Annotated in this window: 19 protein-coding genes; 9 read left to right on the top strand and 10 right to left on the bottom strand. The window is 60.8% G+C overall.

Annotation, left to right across the window (positions count from 1 at the left end):
• Positions 1-118 precede the first annotated feature (118 nt).
• Positions 119-2,218, bottom strand: coding sequence for a DNA primase (gene dnaG / locus MON38_RS08465; RefSeq protein ID WP_241935726.1), 2,100 nt, complete (start codon positions 2,216-2,218; stop codon positions 119-121).
• A gap of 231 nt (positions 2,219-2,449) precedes the next feature.
• Here dnaG and MON38_RS08460 point away from each other — a divergent pair, with 231 nt between their 5' ends.
• On the top strand, positions 2,450-5,419 hold the full coding sequence (locus MON38_RS08460; protein WP_241935725.1) for a leucine--tRNA ligase: 2,970 nt from the start codon (positions 2,450-2,452) through the stop codon (positions 5,417-5,419).
• A gap of 286 nt (positions 5,420-5,705) precedes the next feature.
• The gene (locus tag MON38_RS08455) at positions 5,706-8,252 is read left to right on the top strand and encodes a M14 family metallopeptidase (protein ID WP_241935724.1); all 2,547 of its coding nucleotides are present in this window, start codon (positions 5,706-5,708) and stop codon (positions 8,250-8,252) included.
• A gap of 149 nt (positions 8,253-8,401) precedes the next feature.
• Here MON38_RS08455 and MON38_RS08450 read toward each other — a convergent pair whose 3' ends face one another.
• From MON38_RS08450 to MON38_RS08440, 3 genes are all read right to left on the bottom strand, one after another.
• On the bottom strand, positions 8,402-8,752 hold the full coding sequence (locus MON38_RS08450; RefSeq protein ID WP_241935723.1) for an MmcQ/YjbR family DNA-binding protein: 351 nt from the start codon (positions 8,750-8,752) through the stop codon (positions 8,402-8,404).
• Positions 8,752-8,940, bottom strand: a complete 189-nt coding sequence (locus MON38_RS08445; RefSeq protein WP_241935722.1) for a DUF6728 family protein — start codon at positions 8,938-8,940, stop codon at positions 8,752-8,754. Before MON38_RS08445 ends, MON38_RS08450 begins: the two co-directional genes overlap by 1 nt.
• A 147-nt stretch (positions 8,941-9,087) precedes the next feature.
• Positions 9,088-9,816 (bottom strand): phytanoyl-CoA dioxygenase family protein, encoded by a 729-nt coding sequence (locus tag MON38_RS08440; RefSeq protein ID WP_241935721.1) that lies wholly within the window; start codon positions 9,814-9,816, stop codon positions 9,088-9,090.
• Between the two features lie 87 nt (positions 9,817-9,903).
• Between MON38_RS08440 and MON38_RS08435 the strand changes: the two genes are divergently transcribed.
• Positions 9,904-10,377: a nuclear transport factor 2 family protein gene (locus tag MON38_RS08435; RefSeq protein WP_241935720.1), complete on the top strand. Its 474-nt coding sequence runs from the start codon at positions 9,904-9,906 to the stop codon at positions 10,375-10,377.
• A gap of 17 nt (positions 10,378-10,394) precedes the next feature.
• Here MON38_RS08435 and MON38_RS08430 read toward each other — a convergent pair whose 3' ends face one another.
• On the bottom strand, positions 10,395-10,673 hold the full coding sequence (locus tag MON38_RS08430) for a hypothetical protein (RefSeq protein WP_241935719.1): 279 nt from the start codon (positions 10,671-10,673) through the stop codon (positions 10,395-10,397).
• Between the two features lie 20 nt (positions 10,674-10,693).
• The gene (ispG, locus tag MON38_RS08425) at positions 10,694-12,688 is read right to left on the bottom strand and encodes a (E)-4-hydroxy-3-methylbut-2-enyl-diphosphate synthase (protein ID WP_241935718.1); all 1,995 of its coding nucleotides are present in this window, start codon (positions 12,686-12,688) and stop codon (positions 10,694-10,696) included.
• Positions 12,689-13,000: 312 nt separating this feature from the next.
• On the opposite strand from ispG, the gene MON38_RS08420 reads away from it, so the two are divergent.
• The 3 genes from MON38_RS08420 to MON38_RS08410 all read left to right on the top strand — a co-directional run bounded on the left by MON38_RS08420 (position 13,001) and on the right by MON38_RS08410 (position 15,249).
• Positions 13,001-14,008 (top strand): SDR family oxidoreductase, encoded by a 1,008-nt coding sequence (locus tag MON38_RS08420; protein ID WP_277881404.1) that lies wholly within the window; start codon positions 13,001-13,003, stop codon positions 14,006-14,008.
• A 110-nt stretch (positions 14,009-14,118) separates the two neighbouring features.
• Positions 14,119-14,604, top strand: coding sequence for a TlpA disulfide reductase family protein (locus MON38_RS08415; protein ID WP_241935717.1), 486 nt, complete (start codon positions 14,119-14,121; stop codon positions 14,602-14,604).
• Between the two features lie 39 nt (positions 14,605-14,643).
• Entirely contained in the window at positions 14,644-15,249 is a 606-nt protein-coding gene (locus tag MON38_RS08410) for a thioredoxin family protein (RefSeq protein ID WP_241935716.1), read from the top strand.
• A 125-nt stretch (positions 15,250-15,374) separates the two neighbouring features.
• Here the strand turns inward: MON38_RS08410 and MON38_RS08405 are convergent, their stop codons facing one another.
• From MON38_RS08405 to MON38_RS08395, 3 genes are all read right to left on the bottom strand, one after another.
• Positions 15,375-16,349, bottom strand: a complete 975-nt coding sequence (locus MON38_RS08405) for an NAD(P)H-quinone oxidoreductase (RefSeq protein ID WP_241935715.1) — start codon at positions 16,347-16,349, stop codon at positions 15,375-15,377.
• A gap of 108 nt (positions 16,350-16,457) precedes the next feature.
• A complete protein-coding gene (locus tag MON38_RS08400) occupies positions 16,458-17,000 on the bottom strand; it encodes a PAS domain-containing protein (RefSeq protein WP_241935714.1) in 543 nt (180 codons plus the stop codon).
• Positions 17,001-17,027: 27 nt separating this feature from the next.
• Positions 17,028-17,396, bottom strand: a complete 369-nt coding sequence (locus tag MON38_RS08395) for a hypothetical protein (protein ID WP_241935713.1) — start codon at positions 17,394-17,396, stop codon at positions 17,028-17,030.
• A gap of 187 nt (positions 17,397-17,583) precedes the next feature.
• Here MON38_RS08395 and MON38_RS08390 point away from each other — a divergent pair, with 187 nt between their 5' ends.
• On the top strand, positions 17,584-18,150 hold the full coding sequence (locus MON38_RS08390; protein ID WP_241935712.1) for a hypothetical protein: 567 nt from the start codon (positions 17,584-17,586) through the stop codon (positions 18,148-18,150).
• 152 nt (positions 18,151-18,302) lie between these two features.
• Here MON38_RS08390 and MON38_RS08385 read toward each other — a convergent pair whose 3' ends face one another.
• Entirely contained in the window at positions 18,303-20,489 is a 2,187-nt protein-coding gene (locus tag MON38_RS08385; protein ID WP_241935711.1) for a glutamine synthetase III family protein, read from the bottom strand.
• 237 nt (positions 20,490-20,726) lie between these two features.
• Between MON38_RS08385 and MON38_RS22845 the strand changes: the two genes are divergently transcribed.
• Positions 20,727-22,589, top strand: a complete 1,863-nt coding sequence (locus tag MON38_RS22845; RefSeq protein ID WP_241935710.1) for an LTA synthase family protein — start codon at positions 20,727-20,729, stop codon at positions 22,587-22,589.
• Between the two features lie 54 nt (positions 22,590-22,643).
• Positions 22,644-23,978: a tRNA (N(6)-L-threonylcarbamoyladenosine(37)-C(2))-methylthiotransferase MtaB gene (gene mtaB / locus MON38_RS08375; protein ID WP_241935709.1), complete on the top strand. Its 1,335-nt coding sequence runs from the start codon at positions 22,644-22,646 to the stop codon at positions 23,976-23,978.
• Positions 23,979-24,036: the final 58 nt, after the last annotated feature.

The following is a 24,036-nucleotide window of genomic DNA, read 5'->3' as shown; positions in this document are numbered from 1 at the left end:
GTCGAAGCATCTCGCATGCCACCACTAATCCGATTGTTCTGGCAATCTGATTACTACTACAAGCGAGATGGGTCGACTACGCTCAGCATGACGTGCTTTTTTTTGCTAACGAAACCTGTTACGCACCCCGCGCCACCACCGTGCCCAGCAGCGCCGCCAGCTCGTTGTCGAGCTCCTTGAGGCGCTTGATGTCGCCGAGAATTTCGAACATTTCGGCATCGTCGAGCGGGTGGCGCAGCTTTTCGAGGCACTGGTCGAGCTCGCGCTGCACGTGGACTTTGTTGAGGCGGAGCACGGCGTTGTCGCAGGCCAACTGGGGCAGGTCGACTTCGTTGAAAACGTAGATTTCCTTGGTGCGCCAGTTGGGGCTGATTTCGTAGCGCTCGGTGGCCAGGTCGGTGATGAGCTGGCGGATGTCTTCGCGCTCGTTCTGGGCCAGCAGGCGGGCATCGGGAAAGCGGCCGGCCAGGAGTTCCTGCCGGCAGATTTCCCACATCTCGGCGTAGAGCGGCTTTTGAAGCGGGTATTCGCCAAGCTGGCTCATCAGGTAGCCGGCCACGCTGATTTCGGGCTCGATTTCGCGGCCGGCGTACAGCACCAGCAGGCGCAGCACCTCGCGTTCACACACCTGGAGCATGTCGGGCGTTTCCTCGGCCTCTTCCGGCTTGGCTTTCGTGGATTGGAAGGCCGTGCCCAACGACTCGGCCGCTTCGGCCCCGCCGTACATGAGCATTTCGGCCTCTTCCTCGTCGCTCATCGGGCGCTGGGCCGGGGCCGAGCGCGGGTTGGAGCTGGGCGGGTAGCCGGTGTTGGCGCTGCCCGCGCCGTTGCCGTAGTTGCCTCGGTTGTCGCCTTGGCCGCTGCCGCCGCTGGGCTTGCTCTGCTGGCTGGGCGACTTAACGAGCTTGTTATACTCGGTGATGAGTACCTGCTCATCGATGCCGAAGGTGGCCGAGGTCTGCTGCAAAAACACCTGGCGCTTGATGGCGTCGGGCACTTTGGCGATGCTGTGGAGCACGTCGCGAATTGCCTCGGCCTTCTTCACGGGGTCGTTGCTGGCCTCGCGGGCCACGAGCGTGGTTTTGAAGGTGATGAAGTCCTGGCTCTTGGTTTCGATGTATTCGGTGAAGCGCTGGTCGCCCACTTTGCGGATGTAGCTGTCGGGGTCGTCGCCGTCGGGGAAGAGCACCACGCGCACGTTTAGGCCGCCTTCGAGCAGCAAATCCGTCCCGCGCAGCGAGGCCTTGATACCAGCCGCGTCGCCGTCGTAGAGCACCGTCACGTTATCCGAATACCGCTTGATGAGCCGGATTTGCCCTTCCGTGAGTGAGGTGCCCGACGAAGCCACCACGTTCTTGATGCCACCCTGGTATAGCGAAAGCACATCCAGGTAGCCTTCCACCAGATAGCAAACCTCCTGCGTCCGTATCGCCTGCCGGGCCTGAAACAGCCCGTAGAGCACGTCCGACTTGTGGTAAATCTCCGACTCGGGCGAGTTCAGATATTTCGCCATCTTGTCGTCACGCTTCAGGGTGCGCGCCCCGAAGCCCACCACCCGGCCGCTGATGTTGTGAATCGGGAACATCACGCGGCCCCGGAACCGGTCGTAGCGCCGGCCGGTGTCCTTGCCCTGGTCGTCGGTGCGAATGACCGTGAGGCCGGTTTTTTCCAGGTATTTCTTGTCGAAGCCGGCCGTTTCGGCGGCTTTCATGAGGTCGTCCCAGCTATCGAGTGAGTAGCCGAGCTCAAAAGTCTGGATGGTGCTCAGGTTGAGGCCGCGCTCCTTGAGGTAGCCGTAGCCGATGCTCATGCCCTCTTCGGAGTTCAAAAGCAGGCGGTGGAAGTGGTTTTTGGCGAAGTCGGAAACGATGAACTGCGAGTCCCGCTCGTTCTGCTCCAACTGCTGCTGGGGCGTCTTTTCCTCCTCCTGAATCTCAATGGCGTACTTTTTGGCCAGGTATTTCAGGGCCTCCACGTAGCTGGTGCCCTCCACGTCCATCACAAACTGCACCACACCGCCGGCCTTGCCGCAGCCGAAGCACTTGTACAGGCTCTTGGCCGGGTTTACCGAGAACGACGGCGACTTCTCGTTGTGGAACGGGCACGGGGCCCACAGATTCTGGCCCTTGCGCTTGAGCTGCACGAAGTCGCCGACGACTTCCACGATGTCGGCGGTCTGGATGATGTGGTCAACTAGTTCTTTGGGGATGCGGGCCATGGGTGGCTATTCGGGGGCAAATGGGGGCGGGCAGCTACTAAATGAACGTCATGCTGAGCGCAGTCGAAGCATCTCTACCGCGATACTAACTCACGGGTTCAACGAAGCGGTAGAGATGCTTCGGCTGCGCTCAGCATGACGGCTTACGAAACCAGACCGGCACTAACGTCAACAAATTTCGCCCTACTTTCTCCTACGTCCTACCTTTGCCCGGAATAAACTCCGCGCAAGATGCCCGCATACCGTCCCGAAGAAATTGAAAAGAAGTGGCAGGCCCACTGGAAAGCGCACCGCACTTTCCGCACCGAGAACCACTCCGACAAGCCCAAGTACTACGTCCTCGACATGTTCCCCTACCCCTCCGGGGCGGGCCTGCACGTAGGGCACCCGCTGGGATATATTGCCTCCGATATCGTGACGCGCTACAAGCGCCTGCGCGGCTTCAACGTGCTGCATCCCATGGGTTTCGACTCCTTCGGCCTACCCGCCGAGCAGTACGCCATCCAGACTGGCCAGCACCCCGCGCTCACTACCGAGAAGAACATCGAAACCTACGTGCAGCAGCTCAGCAGCCTCGGTTTCAGCTACGACTGGAGCCGCGAAGTGCGCACGTCGGACGCTTCTTATTACAAGTGGACGCAGTGGATTTTCCTCAAGCTGTTCAACTCCTGGTACAACCTCGACACCAACAAGGCCGAGCCCCTCACCGAGCTCACCGCCCGCTTTGCCGCCACCGGCAGCGAGGGCATCCGCGCCGCTGGCGACGACGGCGACCGCCTCAGCTTCTCGGCCGGCCAGTGGGCCTTGTTCAGCGAAAAGCAGAAGCTGGCCGCCGTGCTCCCCTACCGCCTCGCCTACCAGCAGGACACCTACGTGAACTGGTGCCCCGGCCTGGGCACTGTGCTATCGAACGATGAAGTGAAGGACGGCCTCTCGGAGCGCGGCGGCTTCCCCGTCGAGCGCCGCCTCATGCCCCAGTGGAACCTGCGCATCACCGCCTACGCCGACCGCCTCCTGCAAGGCCTCGACCAGCTCGACTGGCCCGACGCCGTGAAGGAGATGCAGCGCAACTGGATTGGCAAGAGCATCGGGGCCGAAGTCACCTTCCCGGTGCAGGGCTCCGAAACCGCCCAAATCAAAGTCTACACCACCCGCGTCGACACCATTTACGGGGCCACCTTCCTGGTGTTGGCCCCCGAGCACGAGCTGGTGGACGAACTCACTACGCCCGGCCAGCGTGCCGCCGTGGACGAGTACATCGCCGCCACCAAGCGCCGCTCCGAGCGCGACCGCATGACCGACGTGAAGGCCGTGTCGGGCGTGTTCACCGGCGCGTATGCCCAGAATCCGGTGAACGGCGCGCCCGTGCCCATCTGGCTGGCCGACTACGTGCTGGCCGGCTACGGCACCGGCGCCGTGATGGCCGTGCCCAGCGGCGACCAGCGCGACTACCTCTTCGCCAAGCACTTCAACCTGCCCATCCCCGCCATTTCCGATGCCCAGCAGGGCCTCGACCAGCAAGCCGACCCCACCAAGGAAGGCCGCTACATCAACTCCGGCATCATCAACGGCCTCACCTACAAGGAGGCCACGCAGAAGCTCATCGCCTTCCTCGAAGAGAAAGGACTGGGCAAAGGGAAGGTGAATTTCCGCCAGCGCGACGCCATTTTCGGCCGCCAGCGCTACTGGGGCGAGCCCATTCCGATTTACTACAAGGACGGCACCGCCTACGGCATCGCTGAGGCCGACCTGCCCCTCGTGCTGCCCGAAATCGACGAATACAAGCCTACCGAAACCGGCGAGCCGCCCCTCGGCCGCGCCCAGGACTGGCTCTACAAAGGCAAATACCCCTACGAGCTGAGCACCATGCCCGGCTGGGCGGGCTCGTCGTGGTACTACCTCCGCTACATGGACCCCACCAACGAAGCCCGCTTCGTTTCGGAGGAAGCCGAGCACTACTGGGGCAGCGTGGACCTCTACATGGGCGGGGCCGAGCACGCCACCGGCCACCTGCTCTACGCCCGCTTCTGGTACCTGTTCCTGAAGGACCTGGGCCTCGTCAGTAGCAACGAGCCCTTCCAGAAACTGATTAACCAGGGGATGATTCTGGGCCGGTCGAACTTCGTGTATCGTGCAAATCTTTCGTTTACCTACACTCCAAAACCTGGCCGGAGCGTTGAAATTAATCCTGAGGCAATCCCGACACTTTTTGTTACTAAGAGTCTGGCTGATTCCTTTCTTTCGGAGGACGCTGCAAAAAAATCTGCTGCCATCGAAGCAATTCTTTCGTGGTACAACAATCGGATTAGTAGCCTACTTAACAAATATCCAGATGCTGTTTTTCATGCCACAACGGCGGAAGATTTAAGCATAACGCCTCTGCATGTTGATGTAAGCATTGTGGAGAATGACCTACTCGACATGCAAGCATTCCAGAAATGGCGGCCTGATTATCGTTTTGCTGAATTTATTCCAGAGGAAAACGGCACCTACGTGAGCGGTTGGGAAGTCGAAAAAATGTCGAAAGCCAAATTCAACGTCGTTAATCCGAACGACTTGATTGGCAAGTACGGCGCGGACGCGCTGCGCCTCTACGAAATGTTCCTCGGCCCGCTGGAGCAGTACAAGCCCTGGAACACCAACGGCATCAGCGGCGTGAGCGGCTTCCTCAAGAAGCTCTGGCGCCTCTTCCACCCCGAAGACGGAGCCCTGGCCGTCACCGACGAGCCCGCCACCCCGGCCGAGCTCAAGGTGCTGCACAAGGCCATTCAGAAGGCGCAGGAAGACATTGAGAAGTTCAGCTTCAACACGTCGGTCAGCCTGTTCATGATTACCGTGAACGAGCTCACGGCCCTCAAGTGCCACAAGCGCGCTATCCTGGAGCCGCTGGTGCTGCTGGTGTCGCCCTACGCCCCGCACCTGGCCGAGGAGCTGTGGCAGGAGCTGGGCCACGAGCCTGGCAGCATCTCTACGGCCGGCTACCCCGAGTTCCGCGAAGAATTCCTGGTGGAAGACACCGTAACCTACCCGCTGGCCATCAACGGCAAAGTGCGCGAGCAGATGCAGTTCGCCGCCGCCGCCACCGCCGCCGAGATTGAAACCGCCGTCCTGGCCTCCGATTTCCTGGCCAAGCACGGCGAAGGCAAGTCGGCCAAGAAGGTGATTGTAGTGCCCGGCCGCATGGTGAACGTGGTGGTGTAATCAGAACGTCATGCAGAGCGCAGCGAAGCATCTCGCGTGCAATAGTAAATGATTACTACCACAAGCGAGATGCTTCGCTGCGCTCTGCATGACTTGCCTCATTGACTTAATAAAAAGGCCCGCTGTAACCGCAGCGGGCCTTTTTGTTGGTAAACTAATCCAGAAAAAGCCTAACATTTGTGTCCTACCTTGTGCGCACAAAATCACATTTTGATTACCAATGTCTCGACAAAATTCTTACTCACTGAACCTGCTACTTTCTCGCGCACAATGCTACTGGCGGGCGATGGTTTTGCTTAGCGCCATCGCATTCAGTCTACCTTCTCGTGCCCAAACCACCGATGCGGCCGGCCCTCTGCTTACGCCCGAGCAATTCCTGGGCTACAAGTTGGGCGCGCAGTTTACGCCCCACGCCGAGCTGCTACGCTACGTGGCCCACATCACGGCTCACTCGCCCGGCCGCATGAAGCTGGTGCGCTACGGCAGCACCTATGAGAAGCGCCCGCTCGAAGTAGTGCAGGTGGCCAGCACCGAAACCTTCGGCCGCCTCGAAGAGGTGCGCCACAACAACCTGCGCCTGGCCGGCCTCGAAAGCGGCAGCGCCCAGCGCCAGCTGCCCGGCGTGTGCTGGCTAAGCTACAACGTGCACGGCAACGAGGCCGTGAGTTCCGAAGCCGTAATGCAGGTGCTCTACGACCTGGCCAACCCCCAGGACCAGCAGATGCAGGACTGGCTGAAAAACACCGTCGTCATTGTCGACCCCTGCATCAACCCCGACGGCCACGACCGGTACGTGAACTGGTACAACCGCGTGCGCAACCAGTCGGTGAACGCCGGCCCCGATTCCTGGGAACACCACGAGCCCTGGCCCGGTGGCCGCTTCAACCACTATTATTTCGACCTGAACCGCGACTGGGCTTGGCAAACCCAGCAGGAAACCAAGCAGCGCATCGCCCTCTACAACCAGTGGCTGCCCGAAGTGCACGCCGACTTTCACGAGATGGGCCCCAACAACACCTACTACTTCTCGCCCGCCGCCAAGCCCTATCACGCCGACCTCACGGCTTGGCAGCGTAAGTTCCAGGGCGTGCTGGGCGACTACAACAAGGTGGCCTTCGATAAGAACAACTGGCTGTATTTCACCCGCGAAATCTTCGACCTCTACGCGCCCACCTATGGCGACACCTGGCCGAGCTTCAACGGCGCCATTGGCATGACGTATGAGCAGGGCGGCGGCCCCGCCGGCGGCCTGGCCTACGCTCGCCTCGATGGCGACACCCTGACGCTCACCCAGCGCATTGCGCACCACCACGCCGCCAGCCGCGCCACCATTCAGGCCACTGCCGAGCGGCACGATGACCTGGTGCGCGAGTTCCAGAGCTACTTCGCCAACGCCGCCAGCAAGCCCCAGGGCGAATACAAAAGCTACGTGATGGCGGCAGGAAATGACCCCGGCCAGCTCCGTGCCTTCACGCAGTATCTCGACCGCAACCAGATTCGCTACGGCTACGCCCCCAAGCGCGTCAAAACCAGAGGTTTCAACTACACCACCGGAAAAACCGGCGACGTCACCGTTGAGCCCCGCGACGTGGTAATCAGCATGTACCAGCCCAAATCGACGCTGGTGAAGGTACTGTTCGAACCCAAGGCGCAGCTTGAAGACTCGCTCACCTACGACATTACGTCCTGGGCCCTGCCCTACGCTTTCGGCCTGAAATCTTACGCCGTAGCCAGCCGCCTCGACGCCTCCGCCGGCGCGCCCGCCACGGCCAGCGTGAAGGGCAGCGCCGCTACGGCCGACCGCCCCTACGCCTACCTCGCCCGTTGGAACAGCCTGCAGGACGTGCGCTTCCTCAGCCGCCTGCTGCAACAGAAAGTGAAAGTGCGCTACGCCGAAAAGGCCTTCGAGTCGGAAGGCCAGCAGTACGCGCCCGGCACGCTCATCATCACCCGCACCGGCAACGAGGGCCTCGGCGCGCGGTTCGACCAACTCGTGCGCGCCCAGGCCGACTCGGCCGGCACCACCGTCATGGCCGTAAAATCGGGCTTCTCGACTTCGGGGCGCGATTTGGGCTCCAGCTCGGTGCACTTCGTGAAGCAGCCGAACGTGGCCGTAGTAGCCGGCCCGGGCGTGGACCCTACCGCATTTGGCGAGGTGTGGCACTTCTTCGAGCAGCAACTCGGCTACCCGCTCACGGTGCTCGGCACCGACTACCTCAGCCGCGTTTCGCTAAACAAATACGACGTGCTCATCCTGCCCAACGGGGGTTACGGTGACGTATACAATGACCGCAACCTGGAAAGCCTCAAAGCCTGGGTGCGCGACGGCGGCCGCCTCATCGCCCTCGAAGGCGCGGCCAAATTCCTGTCCGGCAAAAAAGACTTCCTGCTCAAGCCCAAAACCACCGATTCCACCGCCATTAAAAAGGAGTTGAAGGCCAACCCCTACCGCCTGCTGCGCCGCTACGGCGACGCCGAGCGCGAGGAAGCCGAAGACGCCGTGCAGGGCAGCATCTACCGCGTGCAGCTCGACAACTCCCACCCACTGGCCTTCGGCTACGGCAACACCTACTTCGCCCTGGTACGCAACCCGCTCAACTACAGCTTCCTGGGCAAAGGCGGCTGGAACGTGGGTGTCATCAAAAAAGACAGCTACTCGGCGGGCTTCATCGGCGCCAAGGCCCGCAAGGAGCTCAGCGACACCTTCGTCGTCGGCACCCAGGATTTGGGCCGCGGCTCGGTGGTGTATCTGGGTGATAACCCGCTATTCCGCGCTTTCTGGCAAAGCGGGAAGCTGATGTTTGGCAACGCCGTTTTTCTGGTCGGGCAATAGGCTTACTATTACATAAAAAAGCCCCGTCGGATATCCTGCGGGGCTTTTTTATTGAGGTAGAGACGCGACACTTCGCGTCTCGTCGTTGAAGGACAACTCCTGAACCTAACCCGAACGGCGCAACTGCCGAGACGCGAAGTATCGCATCTCTACAGTTCTAACGTCGCTTTCACGGCTTTCGGCAGCGAGGCCCGCACTAACTCATACGAATGGTCAATCAACTCGCGTAGCTGGCCGCCGGGGATGCCCGTGCCGATGAGCACCGTGTTCCAGTGCTTCTTGTTCATGTGGTAGCCGGGCAGCACGTAGTCGTGCGCCTCGCGCAGTTCTTCGGCACGCTCGGGGTCGCACTTCAGGTTGATGCTGCCGAAGGTGTCGATATCGGTGAGGGCGAAGACTTTGCCGCCGACTTTGAACACCAGCGTTTCGGGACCGAAGGGCGTTTCTTCGGTCACGCCGGCTTTCAGCAGGCAATAATCACGAAAATCCTCGATGTTCATTAGTGTGTCAGGGCGGGCAGCACGTAGCGCACGAACATCACGACCAGGCAAATCAGGAACATCGCCAAGCTCAGCTTATTGATGAAGTGCATGGTCTTCAGGTTGAAGTTGGTTTTGCGGCTGGGGTCGTTTTTCCGGAAGTAATAGCCGAGGACCGGGCCGAAATTGAAGAGGTTCTTGCCGTTCATATCAAAGCAGATTTGGGAGTAGCTAAAGTAACACCTGGCGCGCCAGAAAGATTTACAATTAGGCCTGCATTACATGCTTTAGCCTCTGCAAGGCGGCGGCGCATAATTGAAATGCATTGGGCAGCGCCACTTGGTGCGGCACATGCGCTACACTTTGCGCCGCTCGCGCCAGGCCAGGCCGGCCGGCAAATCCACGGAAGCAAATTCCAGGTGCATCACCCGGCGCGGACGGGCGCTGGTGCTGCGATTGGAGGCGTGCAGGAGCAGCGGCTTCATCAGCATGGCCCCACCCGCGGGCACGGCGCAGACGGTGGCCTGCGGCGTGTAGCCAGCAATGGCAGCGGCCGGCACCACGCCGTGCCGGTGCGAGCCGGGTACCACTTTTAGCGCGCCGTTCGTGGCATCGCAGTCGTCGAGGTGAATGCGCAGGGTCAGCACGTTTTCCAGCACCGCCACGGGCGGCTGCACCGACACGCCTTCGGCCTTGCTGGTCCAGGGGCCGAAACCGGGCAAGTCGGCGCGCTGGTCCACGTTTATCATCAGGTCCTGGTGCCAGGCCACCAGCCAGTTCGAGCCGGCGGGTTTATCGAAATAAATGGCTTTCACCAGCTGACAACCTTCCGGAAACAACCCGGCCAGCAGCTGGCGCAAGGCAGCCGTATCCAGCAGCGCCCACAGAGCCGGTATTTCCTTCAGCAGCTCCCGAATGGCAAACACCTCCTGGCTGCGCCGAAAATTGGGGCCGCTGCCCGCCGCGCTTTCTACGGCGCGCAACAACGCAGCTATTTCGGCGGGTGCGTAGAAATCCGGCAGCACGGCAAATCCTTCATCGGCAAATTGCGCGGCCACCGGGCCACTTAGAACGGCTGTTTCCATACGCCCGCAAAGCTACATTCGCCTCCGCTGCCGGCTGCGCAACCTGCGCTTTGGCGTCGTGCCTTTAGTCATCCCAATGCTCCCCCAATGAATAAATCCGCTACTTCCCTCCTGTTCGTCGGCTTGCTGGCCACCGCCGTTCCCGTCGCCAAGGCTCAAAAAGCAGCTTCTGAAGCGGAAGCCGTGCAGCAAACCGTCACCGCGTTTTTCGACGGCATGCGGCGCGGCGACAGCACCGCCGTGCGCCGCACACTGGCCCCGGCAGCCGTATTCCATGGTTTCGGCGGCAAGCCCGGCCAGCCGCCCACGCTGGAAATCGAATCCATCAACGGCTTCCTGAAAGCCGTTGGCACGCCCCACCCTGCCGTGTGGGACGAGCGGGTGACGTTCGAGCGGGTTCTCATCGACGCCAACCTGGCCAGCGTGTGGGCGCCCTACGAGTTCTATCTGGGCAGCAAATTCAGCCACTGCGGCTACGATTCATTCCAGCTGGTGAAGCTGGCTGACGGCTGGAAAATCGCGCACATTATCGACACGCGGCGGAAGGAGAAGTGTAAATAATGATTCTCCTTCCGGCATTAATCGCCGTAAGCAACCAAGCCATAATTCCCGGTAAAAGCTTGCTTAATAATCGTGGCTAAATTTGGAATCACGGCTGAAATAGCTGGCGTTAATGCTACTCTTTTCTGCTTTACCTGTTGACTTGACCAACGAAATTTCCCGTAATAATCAAGGTGATTTTCAACAAGTTTTAATTCTCGAGCTTTTTCAAATTCTTCGTATTCAATACCGCCCGCATAACTTAATTCTCGGCGGTGCGCTGGCTGCTCGTCGTCGATAAAACTGAAATCAAGCATCTCGAAGGAATAAGCAGAAACTAAGCTCCCACCGGCTCGCCCAGCACTTCCTTCTCAATCCAGCGGCCATCCTCGCGCATGAGCTCGATGAGTTCATCCACGGCGGCTTCTTCGGGCACGGATTTCTTGATGACTTCCTGGCCGCGGTAGAGGGAAATTTTGCCTTTGCCGACGCCCACATAGCCGTAGTCGGCATCGGCCATTTCGCCGGGGCCGTTCACGATGCAGCCCATGATGCCGATTTTAATGCCCTTGAGGTGGTCGGTGCGCTTGCGAATCATGGCGGTGGTTTCCTGCAGGTCGAACAGGGTGCGGCCGCAGCTGGGGCAGCTGATGTATTCGGTTTTGCTCATGCGGGTGCGCGCCGCCTGCAGGATGCCAAACGCGAGTTGATTCAGGACATCAATATCCCGCAGCCAATCCTCTTGCTCCTGCATGGGCAGCGCATCAGTGCACAGCGAAATGCCGTCGCCGAGGCCGTCGATGAGCAGGCCGCCCACGTCGGTGGCGGCATCGAGCTGGGTTTGGGCGGGGTTCTCCACGGTGTAGCAGCGGCGCACTACCACCGGGCAGGTCACGCCAGCGTTTATCAGTTCGAAAAAGGCCCGCCGCAGCTCCGGCATGGCGTGGGTGTTGGTGGTTTCGAGGGTGAGCACCACCGTCTGGTCGACGCGCAGGTGCTGCAGCAGCTCCGAAGTCAGGGCGTCTAGGTCGGCCAGCAGGAAATTGATTTGCGGGTGGCGCTGCGCGGGCGTGGTGGCCAGGTAGGCGTCAGGCGTCATCAGTGGGTAGTGCTCGGGGCGGCGGCCGGCGTCGCGCCAGGCCGTGAAGGTGACGATTTCCCTCAAACCGTTGGGCAGCATGTAGGGCACGGGCCGCTCGCCGGTGTAGATGTAGTCGGCCCCGAGGTCGCCCATCTGAAACTTGTCCAGAAAGGGTGAATACAGGTGGCCGGCGGCGCGCAGGTCGCCGTACTCCAGACGCGGCAGGCGCGACAAATCAGCCACCACGCGCGGCACGTTCTGGCCTCCAAAGTTGGCTACCTCGTGGGTGTGGCGGCGGAAATACTGGAACGGGTTTATCGGCTCCTCGCCCACCAGCGGCTTGATAGGCCGGGCCGTGGCGGTGCGCCCCGTGTAGCGGTCAATCAGCATGCGGGCCACCGGGGCCTCGGCTTCGGGGGCTTCGGTCAGGCTCACGCGCACGGTGTCGCCGAGGCCATCCTCCAGCAGCGTGCCGATGCCCACGGCGCTCTTGATGCGGCCGTCTTCGGCCTCGCCAGCTTCGGTCACGCCCAGGTGCAGCGGGTAAGGCTGCAGGCCTTCCTCGTCGAGCTTCTGCACCAGCAGCCGGTAGGCCTGCACCATTACCTGGGTGTTGCTGGCTTTCATGCTCAGCACCACGTCGTAATAGTTTTCTTCCTCGCAGAGGCGCAGGAACTCCAGCGCCGACTCCACCATGCCCAGCGGCGTGTCGCCGTAGCGGCTCAGAATGCGGTCGCTCAGCGAGCCGTGGTTGGTGCCGATGCGCATGGCCGTGCCGTGCTGCTTGCAAATCTGCACCAGCGGCCGGAACCGCTCGCGGATGCGCTCCACCTCGGCCGCGTAGGTGGCGTCGGTGTATTCAATTTCCTCGAATTTCTTTTTGTCGGCGTAGTTGCCGGGGTTCACGCGCACTTTTTCCACGATGCGGGCGGCCAGCTCGGCGGCGTTGGGCGTGAAGTGAATGTCGGCGATGAGCGGCACGTTGCAGCCGCGCTTGCGCAGTTCCTTCTTGATTTCCAGCAGGTTCTGGGCCTCCTTCATGCTGGGCGCGGTGATGCGCACGTACTCACAGCCGGCCTCCACCATGCGCAGCGTTTGCTCCACCGAGCCCAGCGTGTCCATCGTATCCACGGTGGTCATGCTCTGCACGCGGATGGGGTAGTCGCCGCCCATTGGCAAGCCGCCAATGTTGACCACGCGCGATACGCGGCGCTTGTATTCGGTGAGGCTGGGGCAATACGTCTTATTCATGAGGCAAAAACCAGGGTGGCAGGCGAAAGTTGCGCGGGAGCGCAAAGGTAAAGCGGCAGCGGGCGGCTACGCGACGCACCGCCGCAACTCCCGTGCCTGAAGCTGCTACTCAGCCAGTCCGGCTTCAGACAGAAGCAGCCAGCCCCGTCACCACCAATCAAACGACGCTTTTGCCTCAACAGTAAGCAGCATTAGCCCCTTAGGTTTCTTAGGTTAGGCGTTTCCAGCGGCCTCGCGCTCAACCTCCACTCCCCAAAACGGGTATAATTAAAACAGCAGAATCACATCCATAAAAACCTATATTTCAGCCAGATGAACGAAGAAAACAAACTCAGCCGGCGGGAGGTCATCAGCGGCTTGGGCGCCAGCCTGGCGGTGGCGGCGGTTGCGCCGGTACTATCGGCGCAGGGCGCGGGTGCGCCCGCCGTGGCGGCGCCGGAGCCGATGGTGAACCCCATGAATAAGTACCCCAAACCACCGTTTAAAGCCCAGTCGCAGCCCTGGCCGGGCCTGGCCAGCCAGATGGACCCGCGCCCCGACCACGGCGAAAAAAGCTACAAAGGCTCGGGCCGCCTTGCGGGCCGCAAGGCCCTGATTACGGGCGGCGACTCTGGCATGGGCCGCGCTGCCGCCATTGCCTACGCCCGCGAAGGGGCCGATGTGGCCATCAACTACCTGCCAGCCGAGGAGGCTGATGCCAAGGAAGTTATTGCTTTGATAAAAGCCGAAGGCCGCAAGGGCATCGCCATTCCCGGCGACCTGCGCGAGGAAACCTTCTGCCAGAAGCTGGTGGCCGAAGCCGTGCGCCAGCTCGGCGGGCTCGACATTGTGGTGAACAACGCCGGCCGCCAGCAGCAGCGCCAGTCCATTCTGGACCTGACGACGGCCGACTTCGACGCCACGATGAAAACCAATATCTACGCGCCGTTCTGGATTATCAAGGCCGCGCTGCCGCACCTGCCCCCCGGCGCGGCCATCATCGGCACTACCTCGGAGCAGGCCTACGACCCCTCGCCCAACCTTTATGACTACGCCCAAACCAAGGCCGCAACCATGAATTACGTGAAGTCATTAGCCAAGCAGCTCGCGCCGAAAGGCATTCGCGTAAATGGCGTGGCGCCAGGGCCCGTCTGGACGCCGCTGCAGGTAAGCGGCGGTTCGACTCAGGAAAACCTGAAAGAGTTTGGGTCCAAAACGCCCATGGCCCGGCCCGGCCAACCCGTTGAGCTGGCTTCGATTTACGTGCAGCTGGCCGCTAATGACGCCAGCTTCACCACGGGCCAGATTTACGGCGCGTCGGGCGGTGGCGGCCAGCCGTAAACGGGCCATACAGGTAGCAGCAGTAGCAATTCACCTGCTATAAGCCAGTACTTTCGCAACCTCCCACGGGCTTTTGCTGTCTGTGGGAGGTATCTTTTTATAGATAGTATATGCGTAGTCTGAAATCCGTTGCGCTTGCGGTTGGCGTCCTACTATCCGCCCCGGCTTTCGGCCAAAACGTCGCCGTCATCAAATTCCCCAAGCTGCAAAAGCGGCTGGCGCGGCCCACCGACACGACGTACGTGGTGAATTTCTGGGCCACCTGGTGCGGGCCCTGCGTGAAGGAACTGCCCAATTTCGAGCAGTTGCGCGTGGCCAATGCCGGCAAAAAAGTAAAGGTGCTGCTCGTAAGCCTCGACTACGCCTCGCAGCTCGACAAAAAGGTGAAGCCGTTCGTGAAGCAGCGCGGCCTGCAATCGGAAGTGCTGCTGCTGAACGAGCCCGACCCGAATGAGTGGATTGACAAAGTGGACGCGAAATGGTCGGGAGCCCTACCCTTTACGCTTATTTTCAACAATAAACTGAATCAGCGCGCCAGCTTTGAGCGCGAGCTTTCGGCCGCCGAGCTCGCTGCCGCACTGAAGAAATTTCAGTAGCGGTTATCTTCCCCTATCAACCCTTAACCGTATCAAGCCATGAAAAAAGCGCTGCCCCTCCTCGCCCTCTGCATTTTGCTGCTGAGCAGCTTCATCCTGCGCCCGTTGGCCGATGGCTACAAAGTCGGCGATAAAGCCACCGATTTTAAGCTGAAGAACATCGACGGCAAAATGGTATCGCTGGCCGACAACAAGGCTGCCAAGGGCTACATTGTGGTGTTCACCTGCAACACCTGCCCCTTCGCCAAAGCCTACGAAAGCCGCATTGTCGACCTGAACACCAAGTACGCGCCGCTGGGCTACCCCGTGGTAGCCATCAACCCGAACGACCCGGCCGTGGCCCCCGGCGACTCCTACGCCGACATGCAGAAGAAAAAATACGCCTTTCCCTATTTGGTCGATGAGTCGCAGCAGGTGGCTAAAACCTACGGTGCCACCCGCACGCCCCACCTCTACGTGCTCAGCAAGCAGGGCTCGGATTTCGTGGTGTCCTACATCGGAGCCATTGACGATAACTCGGAAGACGCCAAGCTGGCCAAAACCAAGTACGTCGAGAATGCCATGACGGAAATTCTGGCCGGCAAGCCCGCTACCACCAAAGAGACCAAGGCCATTGGTTGCACCATCAAGTGGAAACGGGCATAGCCCAATAGCAGGTTCATATTTTGAACGTCATGCTGAGCGCAGTCGAAACAACTCTCTCGCAATAGTGAATAGTCACTTCAGCGGTGGAGATGCTTCGACTGCACTCAGCATGACGTTTTTTCATTCTACCTACCTGTTTCCAGCACAATCTTCCCGATGTGCGCACTGCTTTCCATGAGTTCGTGCGCCGCCGCCGCTTCGGCTAAAGGAAAGGTTTTATAAATAACCGGCCGAAACCTGCCCTCTTCAACCAACGGCCACACGTGCTCCTGCACAGCGGCCGCCAGCGCGGCTTTAAATTCAGCCGAGCGGGGCCGCAAGGTGCTGCCGGTGATGCTGAGCCGGCGCTGCATTACCTCCAGTGCGTTGAATTCGCCCTTGCCCCCTTGCATGGCATTTACGAATACCAGGCGGCCGTCATCCTTCAGCAGGCGCAGGTTTTTGGCGATGTAGTCGCCGCCAATCATGTCGAGAATTACATCAATGCCTTCGGCTTTCAGGACCTCCTCGAAATCCTGGGTTTTGTAGTTGATGGCCCAGTCGGCCCCCAGCTTGCGGCAGGCGTCGCACTTCGCCTCGTCGCCGGCCGTGATGGCCACGCGGCTGCCCAGCGCCTTCGCCAGCTGAATGGCCGTGGTGCCAATGCCGCTGCTGCCGCCGTGCACCAGCAGCGTTTCGCCCGGCTGCAAAGCGCCGCGCTGAAACACGTTGTGCCACACCGTAAAAACAGTTTCGGGCAGCGCAGCGGCTTCGGTCATGGTCAGGCCGGCGGGCACGGGCAGGCAGTGGCGGGCGTCTACCACGGCGTAGTCGGCGTAGCCACCGGCGGGGAGCAGGGCACACACGGCATCGCCCAGGCTCCAGCGCATCACGTCGGCCCCGCAGGCTTCGACGCTGCCGGCTATTTCAAGCCCGGGCACCAAGCCACTTACGTCGCCGCTGCCGGCGTATTTGCCCTGGCGCATCAGCACATCGGGCCGGTTCACCCCGGCGGCGTTCACGCGGATAAGAACTTCGTGCGCCGCCGGCTGCGGCCGGGGTTGCTGCTGCAGCTGAAGCACCTCCGGGCCGCCGGGCTGCTGGATGATAATGGCATTCATAAGAACTGGAGGGAAAAGCCCGCTATACAATTGCGGAACCGATGATGCAGGTGCTAACGCAAAACGGCTCCGAAGAGCCGTTTTGAATAATGCTAATTTTCCGAAAACCTACTTACCAGCCGCTTCGCGCAGTTGCTTTACTTCGCGCTCCAAATCCAGCGTCCGGAACATTACCTTGGCTTCGAGGTCGGAGTACGCGGCTTCAAGCTGCTCGCGCATCTGGCGCTGCTCCTGAATGTCGGTGCAGGTGCCGAACCAGGCGACAATCTGGCCGTTTTCGTCGCGGCGCGGCAGGGCTTGGCCCAGAAACCAACGGTACGAACCGTCCTTGGCTTTGAAACGGTATTCGATGTTGTAGTCGTCGCCGGTAGCCAGCGAGTGGCCCCACACGTCGCGGGCGCGGGCGCGGTCGTCGGGGTGCAGCAGGTTGTTCCACATATCGGGCCCCACGCTGTCGGCCAGCACGTAGCCCGTGAAATCCGTCCAGCGCTGATTGAAGTAGGTGTGGAAGCCGTTCGGGTCGGTTATCCAGACCAATTGCGGGATGACATCGGCCAAGAAAGTAAACTGCTCGGGGCCAACTAAGCCTTCGCCAACATTGGCCGGCAGCTTCACTTCGGTCGGCACAGGGGTGGAATTGGTATCGCTCACGACTAAAACGAATAAGAAGAAAACAAATTAGCTGGCCCGGTTCAGCTGCAACTCCATTCCGGAGGCAAAATAGAGGTTGAGCTGGCTCTGGAGGCCATCGGCGGAGCGACGCAGGCGCGTGACGAGGGCGCGGGTGGCTTCGGTAGGTAGCTCGAAGTTGAGGTATGGGCGGTTGAGCATTTCGTCGCGCATCACCTCCCACTGCCCGGTTTGGGCAGGGCCATTGTTGGAAGCCCGGGCCACCAGCTTGCCGGGCGTGAGGACCAGCTGGCTGGCCTGCGCCAACGGGCTGGCGGGGTCGTTATGGTTGAGCACGCGGTTGGCAACCTGCCATTCGCCGCCGAAATAATCGTCGGGCGAGTGTTGTAAGTTTATATCCAGCAGCAAATCTGACATGGGGAGGAAAAAGCAGGGCGGGGTAGCTCGCGCGACGGCGTAATAACGTTAAAAACCCGCCTTTTGTTGGTGCAAAAACCCGTCTGGCAATAATCTGACCAGATTGGCTTCTGGTACGGCAAACCCCAACCAGCCGCAATACGTTCCGGTAGCGCAGCTGCGAACCAGCTGTCAACCGCCTTGCCCTATGAAAAAACCGCCTTTTCTGCCTTCGTTAGCCGGCATCGCCGGGGCTGCCCGCCTCACGGGCCTGGCCGCCTGGCAAACCGGCCGCCTGTTCCGGCAACTGGCCGCCCGCGCCCTCGACTCGGTGCAGGACGTGCTCCGCGCCGAGGTCGAAAAGGGTAACCTAAAGCTGGTAGCCGATTTCCTGGCCGACAAAGCCCTACCCGCCGCCCGCGTCCTGCTCATCGAGCAGATGACCGTGCGCCTGCTGCTGCGCCTTGGACTGCGCGGGGCGTTGGCCTCCAACGTGGTGGGCTGGGTGCTGCCCTTCGTGATTGAAAAGCTGATTGCCGCAGGCAACAAAAGCGGCCTTTTCGATAAGCTGAAGGCCAACCCCACCGTGAGCGACGCCCTCGGCAAGCTCGACGAGTTGCGCAGCGCCACCTGGAAAATGCTGGTACCCGACCCTGGCAGCAGCGCCGAGATAGTGGAAGACGAAACCGCTACCCCACGCCTGCCCCTGCTACTGGCCGAGGCAACTCCAACGGCTAAAAGAAAACTGAAGAAGGCTTCTGAAGCAGCCGAATAGGTTTTTTTGAGCCACCGAAGCAGTTTACAGATTCCACAATCGTTTGCAGTAAGGAATCAAAAAAAGGCGCCCCACTGAGGCACCTCTTTCCCAATCGGGGCGCGGCGAGAATTCCCACCCAACACCGGACCCGATTCCGTCCCGAAGGAGTACTAGCGGCTGAACAACAGCTCGCGGTACTTCACCAGGGGCCAGTCCTCGTCGGCCACCATGCGCTCCAGCTTGTCTACGGCGCGGCGGATGGGGTCGAATTTCGGTTTTACCTGTTCGCAATACGCCACGGCTAACTCGCGGGCATCGCTGATTTTGTTTACTTGCTTGCGCGCTTCGGTCATCTCGTCCACCGTGGTTTTGATGGTCGATACGTGGCGCGAAATGTCTTTAATCATGCCCAGCGTGGTCTGGCTGTGCTCGTCGTCGAGGCCCAGGTCGCGGAGGCCGCGCACGTTGTCGATGAGCTTGGTCTGGTACGCCAACGCCGTCGGAATGACATGGTTCACGGCCAGGTCGCCCATCACGCGGCTTTCAATCTGAATTTTCTTCATGTACTCCTCCAGCAGAATCTCGTGGCGGGCGTGCAGCTCGACGTGCGAGAAGATGCCGTGGCGCTCGAAAAGTTCCGCAGCGTCCTCCCGTACCAGTGCATCGAGGGCCTGAGGCGTAGTCGCGATGTTGCTGAGGCCGCGGTTGGCCGCCTCTTCCTTCCACTCGTCGGAGTAGCCGTTGCCTTCGAAACGGATGTGCTTCGAGCTGATAACGTACTCGCGCAACACTTCCACAATGGCCACTTCCTTCTTCTTGCCCTGCTCGATAAGCGCATCAACCGAGGCTTTGAACTCGATGAGCTGGTCGGCAACGATGGTGTTGAGCACCGTCATGGCCGAAGAGCAGTTGGCCGACGAACCCACGGCGCGCAGCTCGAACTTGTTGCCGGTGAAGGCAAAAGGCGACGTACGGTTGCGGTCGGTATTATCCAGCAGGATGGGCGGAATCTTGTCGATGCCCAGCTTGAGGTAAATGTTGTCGCCCTTGTCGAGCGGCAGCTTGGCGGTGCGCTCCAACTCGTCCAACACGCCGTCGAGCATCGAGCCGAGGAACACCGACATAATGGCCGGCGGGGCCTCGTTAGCCCCCAGACGATGGTCGTTGCTGGCCGAAGCAATGCTGGCGCGCAGCAAGTCGGCGTGGGTATGCACCGCCTTGATGGTGGTGATGAGGAACGCCAGGAACTGCAGGTTCTCCTTGGGGCGACGCCCGGGGGCGAGCAGGTTCACACCGGTATCGGTGCTCATTGCCCAGTTGTTGTGCTTGCCACTGCCGTTCACGCCAGCAAAAGGCTTCTCGTGCAACAGCACTTTAAAGTTGTGGCGGTCGGCCACGCGGGCCATCACGTCCATCAGCAGCTGGTTGTGGTCGACAGCCAGGTTCGCATCCTCAAACGTGGGAGCGCACTCAAACTGGTTGGGGGCCACCTCGTTGTGGCGGGTGCGCAGCGGAATGCCGAGCAGGTTGGCTTCTTCCTCAAACTCCAGCATGAAGCCGTGCACACGGGCCGGAATCGAGCCGAAGTAGTGGTCGTCGAGCTGCTGGCCTTTAGCCGGGCTGTGGCCGAACAGGGTGCGGCCGGTGAGCACGAGGTCGGGACGCGCATCGTGCAGGGCCTTATCAACCAGGAAATACTCCTGCTCGATGCCCAGCGTGGTGTTCACGCGCGAAACGTCCTTGTCGAAATACTGGCAAACATCGACGGCAGCCTTTTCAAGCACGGCCAGCGACTTCAGCAGCGGCGCTTTATAGTCGAGGGCTTCGCCGGTATAAGCCACGAAAATCGTGGGGATGCAAAGCGTCTTCGCACCAACGGTTTCGATGATGAAGGCGGGCGACGTGGGGTCCCAGGCGGTGTAGCCGCGGGCCTCGAACGTGTTGCGGATGCCGCCGTTGGGGAACGACGACGCATCAGGCTCCTGCTGCACGAGGGCCGAGCCTTTGAAATTCTCAATCGGCCGGCCGTCGGAGTTCAGGTCGAAAAACGAGTCATGCTTCTCGGCGGTGGCGCCGGTGAGGGGCTGAAACCAGTGCGTGTAGTGCGTGGCACCTTTGGCCATGGCCCAGGTTTTCATGGCCGAGGCCACGGCATCAGCCACATTGCGCTCTACAGTAGCGCCTTGCTTGATAGCAGCTTGCAATTTCTTGAAATAGTCGCCCGGCATGGTGGCACGCATGGCCTCCAGGTTGAACACGTTTTGCCCAAAGGTTTCGGAGCGGCGCTTGCCGGCCTCCACCGTAATGGGGTAACGCTGGTTGACTAATTCGAGAGCTTTAAAACGCAGGATGGCCATGTAAAAAGAAACCGGGTTGAATTACCAGAGGTAGATTGATAGGGCAAAGATAAAGCAAAAAAGTGTTTCTCGTGAGACACCCCTGTTTTTTTCAACTACTTTTCAGAAAAAACAACCTTTTCTTAACGCTCCCCCTTTCTCAATAGATAGCAAACGACCAATTTTGATTACAAAACTGCAAACGGTTGCCCATTCTAGCAGATGCAGCCCGCACCGGGCACCAACTATCTTTGGGGTGTGAAAAACCGCTTTGCGTTTCAGCCGCGCTACTTTTTGTTTTGGCTGCTGTTTTTTGAGCTGGGCCGGGCTCTGTTTCTTGGTTATCAGCACACAGCCGCCGCCAAACTGCCGTTGGAAACCCTGCTGGCTACTTTTTGGTACGGGCTGCGCCTCGATGCTTCGGCGGCGGCCTACGTGTGCCTGCTGCCATTTCTGCTGCTGGTGCTGGGCAGCCTATGGCCCCGGCTGCCGTTGCGGGGGCTGCTGGGCGGCTACTCGGCGGCCGTGGGCCTGCTGCTGGCGCTGCTGATGACTGCCGACCTGGAGCTGTACCGCGCCTGGGGCTTCCGGCTCGACGACACGCCGCTGCAGTACCTAAACTCGCCGCAGGAAATGGCCGCTTCGGCCGGGAGCGCGCCGCTGGGGCTGCTACTGGCGGCGCTGCTGGCGCTGGGCGGCGGCGGCTGGCTACTATATACAGGAGTGGTGGGGCGGCTGGTGCCGCTGCCGGCGTGGTTTGGGCGCGGGCGAGCGGCGCTGGCCTGCCTGCTGTACCTGGCGCTGCTGGTGGTGCCGCTGCGGGGCGGCACGCAGCAAATCCCCATCAACCAGAGCGACGTGTATTTCTCGCGTACCGCCTTTGCCAACCACGCGGCCCTGAATGCGCCCTGGAACCTGATGAGTGCGCTGGTATTGCGCAGCGAAGAACAACCGCCCCAGAAATTTATGCCGGACAGCACGGCGCAGCGATTGGTAGCGGGGCTGTACCCCCTGGCCGTGGGGCAGCCCGCACCAACTGATTCGACGACAACCATTCTGGCCGAAAAGCGTCCGAACGTGCTGTTCGTTATTATGGAAAGCTTCACCAGCAAATTTGTGGGCTGTGTGGGCGGCGAAAAGGGCGTAACGCCGGTGCTCGACAGCCTGGCGCGCACGGGTGTGCTGTTCGATAACATCTACGCAGCCGGCGACCGCAGCCAGAAGGGCCTGGTGTCGCTGTTGTCGGGCTACCCCAACCAGCCGACGACCAGCATCATCAAGTTTCCGCGCAAAACCGAGCATTTGCCGCACCTATGCCGCTCGCTGGCGGCGGTGGGCTACCGCTCGCACTATTACTACGGCGGCGAGCTGGCCTTCGCCAACATGAAAAGCTACCTGCAAACTGCGGGCTACGAACACCTCACCGAACGGGCCGACTTTGCCCAGGCCGACCAGAACTCGAAATGGGGCGCCCACGACGGCGTACTTTTCGACCGCATTCTGACGGATTTGCGCCGGCAGCCCACGCCGTTTTTCGTCACGGCCTTCACCTTGAGCAGCCACGAGCCCTTCGACGTGCCGATGAAAACGCACTTTCCGGGAGCTGATGAGGTAAGCCAATTCCGCAACTCAGTGTATTACACCGACCAGGAGTTGGGCCGTTTTCTGCGAGCCGCCCGGCGCGAGCCGTGGTACGCGCATACGTTAATAGTGCTGGTGGCCGACCACGGCCACATTCAGCCCGGCAACTCCTCAAACCAAAGCCCCGACAAGTTCCGCATTCCGCTACTGCTGGCCGGCGGCGCGCTGCGGCCCGAGGCGCGGGGCCAGTTGGTGCACACCATTGCCTCGCAAACCGATGTAGCAGCCACCCTGCTGCGCCAACTAAACCTGCCCGCCACCAGCTACGTGTGGAGCCGCGACCTGCTGGCCCCGCACCCACGCTCATTCGCCTACTACTGCTTCAACAATGGATTCGGGGCGGTTTCGCCACTGGGCTCGCTGGCGTTCGACAATGTAAGTCGCGCCGTGTGGGACCGCACGCCCGATGCGACTGACTGGCAGCTGCGCCTGGGCCAGGCCATGCAGCAGCTCACGTTAGCAGACTTTGCCCGGAAGTAATCGCCGCCGCATATTTCGGGCACGCGGAGCGGCTGGCGTACCTTTGCGTCTGCTATGCCTACTCCCCAATCCGTTGCCTTATATACGCTCGGCTGCAAGCTCAACTTTTCCGAAACGTCGGCCATTGGCCGGCAGTTCGAGGAAAAGGGCTTTGCCAAAGTTCCGTTTGAAGCCGGGGCTGACCTGTACGTTATCAATACCTGCTCCGTCACGGACCACGCCGACCGCAAGTGCCGCAAGGTGGTGCAGCAGGCCCTCAAGCATAATCCCGATGCGTTTGTGGCCATCGTGGGCTGCTACGCCCAGCTGAAGCCGCAGGAAATTGCCACCATTCCGGGCGTAAGCGCGGTGCTGGGTGCTTCCGAGAAGTTCATGCTTGTCGATATTCTGGCCGATTTCAAGAAGCCCGCGCCGGGCCAGCCGGGGGCGGTGCACGCCTCCCCCATCAGCGAAGCCACCGAGTTTGTGGCCGCGCACTCGTTTGGCGACCGCACCCGCACCTTTATGAAAGTACAGGACGGCTGCGACTATTCCTGCTCGTTCTGCACCATTCCGCTGGCGCGGGGCGGCAGCCGCTCGGGCAGCGTGGCCAGCGTAGTGGCCCGGGCCGAAGAACTGGCCGCCACCGGCGTACAGGAAATCGTGCTCACGGGTGTGAACCTGGGCGATTTCGGCTTGCAAGGCCCCGAACGCGAGCGGCTGGAGGATTTCACCCAACTGGTGCAGGCCCTCGACGATGTGGCCGGCATCCGCCGCTTCCGCATCAGCAGCTGCGAGCCCAACCTGCTCACTGACGGCGTGCTCGAAACCGTGGCCGCCTCGGCGCGCTTCATGCCGCACTTCCACATCCCGCTGCAAAGCGGCTCCGACAAAATTCTGGGCCTGATGCGCCGCCGCTACCGCCGGGCGCTCTACGCCAGCCGGGTGGCTCGCATCAAGGAACTGATGCCGCACGCCTGCATTGGGGTAGACGTAATTGTGGGCTTCCCCGGCGAAACCGACGCGGACTTCCTCGACACCTATAATTTTCTGAACGAGCTGCCTATCAGCTACCTGCACGTGTTTCCGTATTCGGAGCGGCCCGATACCCTCGCGCCCACCCTGCCCGGCCGCGTGCCCGACCGCGTGCGCCACGAGCGCACCACCCAACTCCGCAGCCTGTCGGAGAAGAAAAAGCGCTTCTTCTACGAGCAACACCTCGGCCTCGAAACCGAAGTGCTGTTTGAAGACGACGTGACCGACGGCCGCATGGAAGGCTTCACGCCCAACTACATCCGCGTGGCCGTGAAGTACGACCCACTGCTGGTGGGTGAGCGCAAAACCCTGCGCCTCACTGCCGTGAACCCCCAGGGTTTGATGGAGGCTGAAGAAGTAGGGATTTTCGCCTAAGGTATTCCACCACGGAAACCGTCATTTCGACGAAGGAGGAATCGGAGGGAAACCAGTT

The organism is Hymenobacter cyanobacteriorum, from assembly GCF_022631375.1.
Classification (GTDB): Bacteria; Bacteroidota; Bacteroidia; order Cytophagales; family Hymenobacteraceae; genus Hymenobacter; species Hymenobacter cyanobacteriorum.
Note: the sequence above shows the minus strand (reverse complement) of the source record. Positions and strands in the feature narration are given on the sequence as shown.

What these genes read in the sequence shown, in the direction of transcription:
- dnaG (WP_241935726.1), bottom strand. Translation starts at nt 2,218, where the DNA reads ATGGCCCGCATCCCCAAAGAACTAGTTGACCACATCATCCAGACCGCC.
- MON38_RS08460 (WP_241935725.1), top strand. Translation starts at nt 2,450, where the DNA reads ATGCCCGCATACCGTCCCGAAGAAATTGAAAAGAAGTGGCAGGCCCAC.
- MON38_RS08455 (WP_241935724.1), top strand. Translation starts at nt 5,706, where the DNA reads ATGGTTTTGCTTAGCGCCATCGCATTCAGTCTACCTTCTCGTGCCCAA.
- MON38_RS08450 (WP_241935723.1), bottom strand. Translation starts at nt 8,752, where the DNA reads ATGAACATCGAGGATTTTCGTGATTATTGCCTGCTGAAAGCCGGCGTG.
- MON38_RS08445 (WP_241935722.1), bottom strand. Translation starts at nt 8,940, where the DNA reads ATGAACGGCAAGAACCTCTTCAATTTCGGCCCGGTCCTCGGCTATTAC.
- MON38_RS08440 (WP_241935721.1), bottom strand. Translation starts at nt 9,816, where the DNA reads ATGGAAACAGCCGTTCTAAGTGGCCCGGTGGCCGCGCAATTTGCCGAT.
- MON38_RS08435 (WP_241935720.1), top strand. Translation starts at nt 9,904, where the DNA reads ATGAATAAATCCGCTACTTCCCTCCTGTTCGTCGGCTTGCTGGCCACC.
- MON38_RS08430 (WP_241935719.1), bottom strand. Translation starts at nt 10,673, where the DNA reads ATGCTTGATTTCAGTTTTATCGACGACGAGCAGCCAGCGCACCGCCGA.
- ispG (WP_241935718.1), bottom strand. Translation starts at nt 12,688, where the DNA reads ATGAATAAGACGTATTGCCCCAGCCTCACCGAATACAAGCGCCGCGTA.
- MON38_RS08420 (WP_277881404.1), top strand. Translation starts at nt 13,001, where the DNA reads ATGAACGAAGAAAACAAACTCAGCCGGCGGGAGGTCATCAGCGGCTTG.
- MON38_RS08415 (WP_241935717.1), top strand. Translation starts at nt 14,119, where the DNA reads ATGCGTAGTCTGAAATCCGTTGCGCTTGCGGTTGGCGTCCTACTATCC.
- MON38_RS08410 (WP_241935716.1), top strand. Translation starts at nt 14,644, where the DNA reads ATGAAAAAAGCGCTGCCCCTCCTCGCCCTCTGCATTTTGCTGCTGAGC.
- MON38_RS08405 (WP_241935715.1), bottom strand. Translation starts at nt 16,349, where the DNA reads ATGAATGCCATTATCATCCAGCAGCCCGGCGGCCCGGAGGTGCTTCAG.
- MON38_RS08395 (WP_241935713.1), bottom strand. Translation starts at nt 17,396, where the DNA reads ATGTCAGATTTGCTGCTGGATATAAACTTACAACACTCGCCCGACGAT.
- MON38_RS08390 (WP_241935712.1), top strand. Translation starts at nt 17,584, where the DNA reads ATGAAAAAACCGCCTTTTCTGCCTTCGTTAGCCGGCATCGCCGGGGCT.
- MON38_RS08385 (WP_241935711.1), bottom strand. Translation starts at nt 20,489, where the DNA reads ATGGCCATCCTGCGTTTTAAAGCTCTCGAATTAGTCAACCAGCGTTAC.
- mtaB (WP_241935709.1), top strand. Translation starts at nt 22,644, where the DNA reads ATGCCTACTCCCCAATCCGTTGCCTTATATACGCTCGGCTGCAAGCTC.